Annotated in this window: 8 protein-coding genes; 4 read left to right on the top strand and 4 right to left on the bottom strand. The window is 70.5% G+C overall.

Annotation, left to right across the window (positions count from 1 at the left end):
* The first annotated feature begins 121 nt into the window (after positions 1 to 121).
* Genes recO through ACZ4VT_RS24840 form a run of 3 tightly spaced genes read left to right on the top strand, consistent with a single transcriptional unit; the run spans position 122 to position 2,287 of the window.
* Complete coding sequence (recO, locus tag ACZ4VT_RS24850) at positions 122 to 868, top strand: DNA repair protein RecO (RefSeq protein WP_008739303.1); 747 nt, start codon at positions 122 to 124, stop codon at positions 866 to 868.
* A gap of 11 nt (positions 869 to 879) precedes the next feature.
* Positions 880 to 1,698, top strand: coding sequence for an isoprenyl transferase (locus tag ACZ4VT_RS24845; protein ID WP_467952799.1), 819 nt, complete (start codon positions 880 to 882; stop codon positions 1,696 to 1,698).
* Between the two features lie 22 nt (positions 1,699 to 1,720).
* Positions 1,721 to 2,287, top strand: coding sequence for a YcxB family protein (locus ACZ4VT_RS24840; RefSeq protein WP_467952797.1), 567 nt, complete (start codon positions 1,721 to 1,723; stop codon positions 2,285 to 2,287).
* 38 nt (positions 2,288 to 2,325) lie between these two features.
* Here the strand turns inward: ACZ4VT_RS24840 and ACZ4VT_RS24835 are convergent, their stop codons facing one another.
* Genes ACZ4VT_RS24835 through ACZ4VT_RS24820 form a run of 4 tightly spaced genes read right to left on the bottom strand, consistent with a single transcriptional unit; the run spans position 2,326 to position 5,503 of the window.
* Positions 2,326 to 2,757, bottom strand: coding sequence for a Fur family transcriptional regulator (locus ACZ4VT_RS24835; RefSeq protein WP_362812206.1), 432 nt, complete (start codon positions 2,755 to 2,757; stop codon positions 2,326 to 2,328).
* A 51-nt stretch (positions 2,758 to 2,808) separates the two neighbouring features.
* A complete protein-coding gene (locus ACZ4VT_RS24830; RefSeq protein WP_467952795.1) occupies positions 2,809 to 3,672 on the bottom strand; it encodes a metal ABC transporter permease in 864 nt (287 codons plus the stop codon).
* Positions 3,672 to 4,463 carry a metal ABC transporter ATP-binding protein gene (locus ACZ4VT_RS24825; RefSeq protein ID WP_467952794.1) on the bottom strand — a complete coding sequence of 264 codons (792 nt, stop codon included), beginning with the start codon at positions 4,461 to 4,463 and terminating at the stop codon, positions 3,672 to 3,674. The genes ACZ4VT_RS24830 and ACZ4VT_RS24825 overlap by 1 nt, the downstream gene beginning before the upstream one ends.
* A 29-nt stretch (positions 4,464 to 4,492) precedes the next feature.
* Entirely contained in the window at positions 4,493 to 5,503 is a 1,011-nt protein-coding gene (locus ACZ4VT_RS24820) for a metal ABC transporter substrate-binding protein (protein WP_467952792.1), read from the bottom strand.
* 155 nt (positions 5,504 to 5,658) lie between these two features.
* Between ACZ4VT_RS24820 and ACZ4VT_RS24815 the strand changes: the two genes are divergently transcribed.
* On the top strand, positions 5,659 to 7,041 hold the full coding sequence (locus ACZ4VT_RS24815) for a glycine--tRNA ligase (protein ID WP_362812194.1): 1,383 nt from the start codon (positions 5,659 to 5,661) through the stop codon (positions 7,039 to 7,041).
* Positions 7,042 to 7,263 lie beyond the last annotated feature (222 nt).

Below are 7,263 nucleotides of genomic sequence, written 5' to 3'. Positions count from 1 at the left end.
GGCCTCTCCCTTCGCCTTTCCCCTTTTCTTGGTTGTTTTCCCCCCCTTTTTCGTTCCCCCCCCCCCCCCCCCCCCCCACCGCTGTCCCCGAGCCCGCGCCCGCACAGGCGACAATGGGCGCATGAGTCTGTTCCGCGACGACGGCATCGTGCTGCGCACCCAGAAGCTGGGTGAGGCGGACCGCATCATCACGCTGCTGACCCGGGGCCACGGCCGCGTGCGGGCCGTCGCCCGCGGGGTCCGGCGTACGAAGTCCAAGTTCGGCGCCGGGCTGGAACCTTTCTCCCACGCCGACGTGCAGTTCTTCGCCCGCGGCAGCGAACTGATCGGGCGCAGCCTGCCGCTCTGCACCCAGACCCAGATCATCGCCCCGTACGGCAACGGCATCGTCACCGACTACGCCCGCTACACCGCCGGCACCGCCATGCTGGAGACCGCCGAGCGGTTCACCGAGAACGAGGGCGAGCCGGCCGTCCAGCAGTACCTGCTGCTCGTCGGCGCCCTGCGCACGCTCTCGCGCGGCGAACACGAACCCCACCTCATCCTCGACGCCTTCCTGCTGCGCTCCCTCGCCGTCAACGGCTACGCGCCCAGCTTCGACGACTGCGCGAAGTGCGGGATCCACGGCCCCAACCGGCACTTCTCCGTGGCCGCGGGCGGAGTGATATGCGGCGACTGCCGCGTGCCCGGCAGCGTCGTACCCTCGTCTGAGGCCATCGCCCTGCTCAGCGCCCTGCTGACGGGCGACTGGGGGCATGCCGACGCGTGCGAGGCGCGTCACGTGCGGGAGGGCAGCGGGCTGGTCTCCGCCTATTTGCACTGGCATCTGGAGCGCGGGCTACGCTCCCTGCGATACGTCGAGAAATAGGAGCTGGGCACATGGCACGACGCGGGATTCTGGGGCGCTCTCGCCGCGAGTACAAGGTTCCCGAGCCGCACCCGTCCGGCGCGGTCCCGCCGAAGATCCCCGGTGAGCTGGTCCCGAACCACGTCGCGGTCGTCATGGACGGCAACGGCCGCTGGGCCAAGGAGCGCGGTCTGCCGCGCACCGAGGGCCACAAGGTCGGCGAGGGCGTCGTGCTCGACGTGCTCAAGGGCTGCCTGGAGATGGGCGTCAAGAACCTCTCCCTGTACGCCTTCTCGACGGAGAACTGGAAGCGCTCGCCCGACGAGGTCCGCTTCCTGATGAACTTCAACCGTGACGTCATCCGGCGCCGCCGCGACGAGATGAACGAGCTGGGCATCCGCATCCGCTGGGTCGGCCGCATGCCGAAGATGTGGAAGTCGGTCGTCCAGGAGCTCCAGGTCGCCCAGGAGCAGACCGTCGGCAACGACGCGATGACCTTGTACTTCTGCGTGAACTACGGCGGCCGCGCCGAGATCGCCGACGCGGCGCAGGCGATCGCCCGCGATGTCGCGGCCGGCAAGCTGGACCCGTCGAAGGTCAACGAGAAGACCTTCGCGAAGTACATGTACTACCCGGACATGCCGGACGTGGACCTGTTCCTGCGCCCGAGCGGGGAGCAGCGCACCTCCAACTACCTGCTCTGGCAGAGCGCGTACGCCGAGATGGTCTTCCAGGACGTCCTGTGGCCGGACTTCGACCGCCGCAACCTGTGGGCGGCCTGCCTGGAGTACGCGCAGCGCGACCGCCGCTTCGGCGGCGCCGTCCCGAACCAGCCCGGGGGCTCGGCCTGATCCGCCGCTAAGATCCCCGCCCATGGACGACATGAGCGGGGATCAGCTGTACCGGATACACGAGCCGGCGTCGGGAGGGCACGCGGTCGAGCTCCGCTACACGCCGACCGTCGCCGACATGGCGGAGGGCCTGCGGGCCGGCGGCCGGTCGAAGGCGGGCCGTCGCCGGCGTCTGCCGTTCTTCCTCATCGGTCTGGTGGGGCCCGGGTACGCCGCGGTCCTCGTCGGGCTGGACGGCGGGTCGTCCGGGTCCGCCGTGGCGCTGACGGTGGTGGGCCTCTTCGGCTGGGCGTTCGCGCTGTTCGGCCACCGGTTCATGGCCCGGTCGACCCGCGGGCTGCTGGCGGCGGCGGGGGAGTGCCGGACGGTCGTCGACGCCGAGGGCGTCACCGTCGACTGCGCGCAGGGCTCCACCCACCTGCGCTGGAGCGCGCTGTCGGGCTACGTGGAGACCCCCGCGACCTTCATGGTCTTCACCGGCGACAAGCGGGTGCTCGGCGGGGCACTGCTCCCCAAGCGGGGCCTCGCGAACCCCGGGGAGCAGGACGTATTGCGGGCGCTCCTGGACGGGAAGCTGGAGCGGATCTAGGCCGGGGCCCGCGGCCGCCCCGCCGGGGGCGGCTCCCGCTACGGCTGGGCGGCTGCGCAGTCGGCGCAGGTGCCGAAGATCTCCACCGTGTGGGCCACGTTCACGTAGCCGTGCTCGGCCGCGATGGACTCCGCCCACTTCTCCACGGCCGGGCCCTCGACCTCGACGGCCTTGCCGCACTTGCGGCAGACCAGGTGGTGGTGGTGATCGCCGGTGGAGCAGCGGCGGTAGACGGACTCGCCGTCGCTGGTGCGCAGGACGTCGACCTCACCGGCGTCCGCGAGCGACTGGAGGGTGCGGTAGACGGTGGTCAGGCCCACGGAATCGCCACGGTGCTTGAGCATGTCGTGGAGTTCCTGGGCGCTGCGGAACTCGTCCACCTCGTCCAGCGCCGCCGCCACGGCCGCCCGCTGCCGGGTGGATCGCCCTCGTACTGGCGCGGTATTCATCTCGCCAGGCGCAGTCGCCACCGGTTCCTCCTTGTATCGGCCTGCCGCCATTGTGCCAGGCGGCCGAGGACTTCAGACCTTCACGTCGTCCCGCGTGCACACCTCTTCGCCGGTGCGGGCCGCCTTCGCCCGGCGCCGGGCCAGGGGCGCGGACAGGGCCGTCAGCACCATGAAGACGCCGATGGCCAGCAGGACGATCGTCGCGCCCGAGGGTACGTCCATGTAGTAGGTGGCCGCCGTGCCGGTCAGGGAGACGGTCAGGCTGATGGCCATGGCCAGGCCCAGCGTGGTGGCGAAGCTGCGGGTGAGCCGCTGGGCGGCCGCGACGGGGATCACCAGCATCGCGCTGACCAGCAGCAGGCCGACGATGCGCATGGCGACGGTGACGGTGACCGCCGCGGTGACCGCGATCAGCAGGTTCAGCGCGCGCACGGGCAGGCCGGTGACGCGGGCGAACTCCTCGTCCTGGCAGACGGCGAAGAGCTGCCGGCGCAGGCCGATGGCGACGGCGAGGACGAACGCGGCGAGGATCGCCATGGCGGTCACGTCCTCGGCGGCGACCGTGGTGATCGAGCCGAACATGGAGCCCAGGAGGCTGGCCGTCTGGCCGCCCCCGAGGTTGATGATCATGACGCCGCCGGCGAGGCCGCCGTAGAAGAGCATGGCGAGGGCGACGTCCCCGCTGGTCTTGCCGCGGGCGCGGATCAGCTCCATGCCGACGGCGCCGAGGACGGCGACGAGGGTGGCCATCCAGACCGGGCTGGTGTGGAGCACCAGGCCGAGGGCGACACCGGTCATGGCGACGTGGCCGAGGCCGTCGCCCATGAGCGCCTGGCGGCGCTGGACGAGGTACGTGCCGATGGCGGGGGCCGTGATGCCGACCAGGGCGGCCGCGATCAGCGCTCGCTGCATGAAGGCGTAATCGAGGATGTCCATCAGCTCAGCAGTCCCGTCCGCAGGGGCTCGGCGTCGTGCGCCGCGTGGGGGTGTACGTGGTCGTGGCCGGGCAGGGCGTGCTGGCCCACGGCCTCCGGGGGCGGGCCGTCGTGGACGACGCAGCCGTCGCGCAGGACGACGGCGCGGTCGATCAGGGGCTCCAGCGCGCCCAGCTCGTGCAGGACGAGCAGGACGGTGGAGCCGGCGGCGACCTGCGCGCGCAGGGCGCTCGCCAGGACCTCCTGGTTGGCGAGGTCCACGCCCGCCATCGGCTCGTCCATGATCAGCAGTTCGGGTTCGACGGCGAGTGCCCGGGCTATGAGGACGCGCTGGTGCTGGCCGCCGGAGAGGGCGTCCACCGAGACGTCGGCGTGCCCGTCCATGCCGACCAGGGCGAGGGCCTGCTCCACGGCGGCCCGGTCGGCCTTGCGCAGGAGCCCGAAGCGGGAGCGGGCGAGCCGGCCGGAGGAGACGACCTCGCGGACGGTGGCCGGGACGCCGCCGGCGGCGGTGGTGCGCTGCGGGACGTACCCGATGCGCGACCAGTCGCGGAAGCGCTTGAACTCCGTGCCGAAGAGGCTGAGGGAGCCGTCGGTCAGCGGGACCTGGCCGACCACGGCGCGGACGGCCGTGGACTTGCCGGAGCCGTTGGCGCCGAGCAGGGCGACGACCTCCCCGCGCTGGACGGTGAGGTCGATCCCGCGCAGCACGGGGCGCGAGCCGAGCGAGGCCGTGGCCCCGCGCAGGGATATGACGGGCTGGTCGTCCGCCGGGCGGGGCATGGACTGCATGGCTCGCGCCTCCGTTGCTGCTGCTGCCATTACTTGCTACCGAGTGCCTTCTGGAGGTTCTTCAGGTTGGACCGCATGACCTCGAAGTAGTCAGCGCCCTGGGACTTGTCGCTGATTCCCTCGAGCGGGTCGAGGACGTCGGTCTTCAGACCGGTGTCCGCCGCGAGGACCTTGGCGGTCTTGTCGCTGGCCAGGGTCTCGAAGAACACGGTGGAGACATTCTCCTTCTTCGCGACCTCCTGGAGCTCCTTCATCCGGGCCGGGCTCGGCTCCGACTCGGGGTCGACCCCGGAGATGCCCTCCTGGTCCAGGCCGTAGCGCTCGGCGAGGTAGCCGAAGGCGGAGTGGGTGGTGATGAAGGTCCTGGAGGCCGTGTTCTTCAGGCCGTCCTTGAACTCCGTGTCCAGCGCGGTCAGCTTGCCGACCAGCTCGTCGGTGTTCTTCCTGTAGTCCGCCGCGTGGGCGGGGTCGGCCTTCTCCAGGGCGGCGCCGACGCCCTTGGCGATCTCCGCGTACTTGGCGGGGTCGAGCCAGACGTGGGGGTCCGTGCCGGCCTCGCCGGGGCTGTGGGCCTCGGCCTCGCCGGCGTGCTCGTCGCCGTCCTGGTGGGCGTGGCCCTCCTCGCCGTGGCCCGGCTCGCTGCCGTGGTCGTGGCCGGAGGAGGCGTGGGACTCCAGCTTGGTGAGGGTCGCGGCGTCGACGACGTTCTTCACGCCGGACTGGGCGACGGCCTTGTCGACGGCGGGCTGCACGCTCTTGAGGTAGAGGATCACGTCGGCCTCGCCGAGCTGCGCGGTCTGCCGCGGGGTGATCTCCAGGTCGTGCGGTTCGACGCCCGGCTTGGTCAGGCCGTCGACCTTCACGTGGTCCTTGCCGATCTGCTCGGCGAGGAACTGCATCGGATAGAACGACGCCGTCACGCCGAGCTTGCCGTCCTTGCTGCCGGTGGAAGGGCCTCCGGAGCAGGCGGTGAGGGCCGTGGCGCCGAGGGTGACGGCTCCGGCGAGGACGGCGGTGGGTATGAGGCGTCGTACGTTCATGACATCCATTTTCATCAAAAATGGAAACGATTGTCAAAAACCCTGGTGGGGAGGCCGGGCGGGCGGTCGTGGAGGGGGATCCGATTTGAAAGGGGGGGTGCGGGCGCCGGTAACCTAAAGGCTTCGCCGTTCGTCCTCGTAATGAAGAGAGCACCGTGGCCGCCGACAAGATCGACACCATCGTCAGCCTGAGCAAGCGCCGTGGCTTCGTTTTCCCGTGCAGTGAGATCTACGGCGGCTCCAAGGCCGCCTGGGATTACGGCCCGCTGGGTGTCGAGCTCAAGGAGAACATCAAGCGCCAGTGGTGGAAGGCGATGGTCACCGGGCGTGAGGACATCGTCGGCATCGACTCGTCCGTGATCCTGGCCCCCGAGGTCTGGGTGGCCTCCGGCCACGTCGCGACCTTCTCGGACCCGCTGACCGAGTGCACCGCCTGTCACAAGCGTCACCGCGCGGACCACCTTGAAGAGGCGTACGAGGCCAAGCACGGCCGCCTGCCCGCCAACGGCCTCGCCGACATCAACTGCCCCCACTGTGGTGTGAAGGGCCAGTTCACCGAGCCCAAGCAGTTCTCCGGCATGCTGGAGACGCACCTCGGCCCGACCCAGGACACCGGCTCCAAGGCGTACCTGCGCCCCGAGACCGCCCAGGGCATCTTCACCAACTTCGCCACCGTGCAGACCACCTCGCGCAAGAAGCCCCCGTTCGGCATCGCGCAGATGGGCAAGTCCTTCCGCAACGAGATCACCCCCGGCAACTTCATCTTCCGCACCCGCGAGTTCGAGCAGATGGAGATGGAGTTCTTCGTCAAGCCGGGCGAGGACGAGCAGTGGCAGGAGTACTGGATGCAGGAGCGGTGGAACTGGTACCGCGACCTCGGCATCCGCGAGGAGAACATCCGCTGGTACGACCACCCGAAGGAGAAGCTGTCCCACTACTCGAAGCGCACCGCTGACATCGAGTACCGCTTCAACTTCGGCGGCAACGAGTTCTCCGAGCTCGAGGGCGTGGCCAACCGCACCGACTTCGACCTCAAGGCCCACTCCGCGGCCTCCGGCCAGGAGCTCGTGTACTTCGACCAGGAGACCAAGGAGAAGTACACCCCGTACGTCATCGAGCCGGCGGCCGGTGTCAACCGCGCCATGCTCGCCTTCATGCTCGACGCGTACAACGAGGACGAGGCCCCCAACGCCAAGGGCGTCATGGAGAAGCGCACCGTGATGCGCCTCGACCCGCGCCTGGCCCCGGTCAAGGTCGCCGTCCTGCCGCTGTCCCGCAACGCGCAGCTGTCGCCGAAGGCCAAGGGCCTCGCCGCCGACCTGCGCAAGTTCTGGAACATCGAGTTCGACGACGCGGGCGCCATCGGCCGCCGCTACCGCCGCCAGGACGAGATCGGTACGCCGTTCTGCGTCACCGTCGACTTCGACACCCTGGACGACAACGCGGTGACCGTGCGCGAGCGCGACACCATGAAGCAGGAGCGCGTCTCCCTGGACCAGATCCAGACCTACCTCGGCAGCCGCCTGCTCGGCTGCTAGGCCAGGACGCCACGAAGACCGGTGGGGGGGGGGGGGGGGGGGGGGGGGGGGGGGGGGGGGGGGGGGGTTTTTTGGGGGGGGGGGGGGGGGGGGGGGGGGGGGGGGGGGGGGGGGGGGGGGGGGGGGGGGGGGGGGGGGGGGGGGGTTTTGGGGGGGGCCCCCCCCCCCACGGAAGGACGATGAGACTGACGGGAAACCCCGCCCGCGCTTCTCTGATCCCGC

The organism is Streptomyces sp. NPDC029164 (assembly GCF_055563995.1).
Note: the sequence above shows the minus strand (reverse complement) of the source record. Positions and strands in the feature narration are given on the sequence as shown.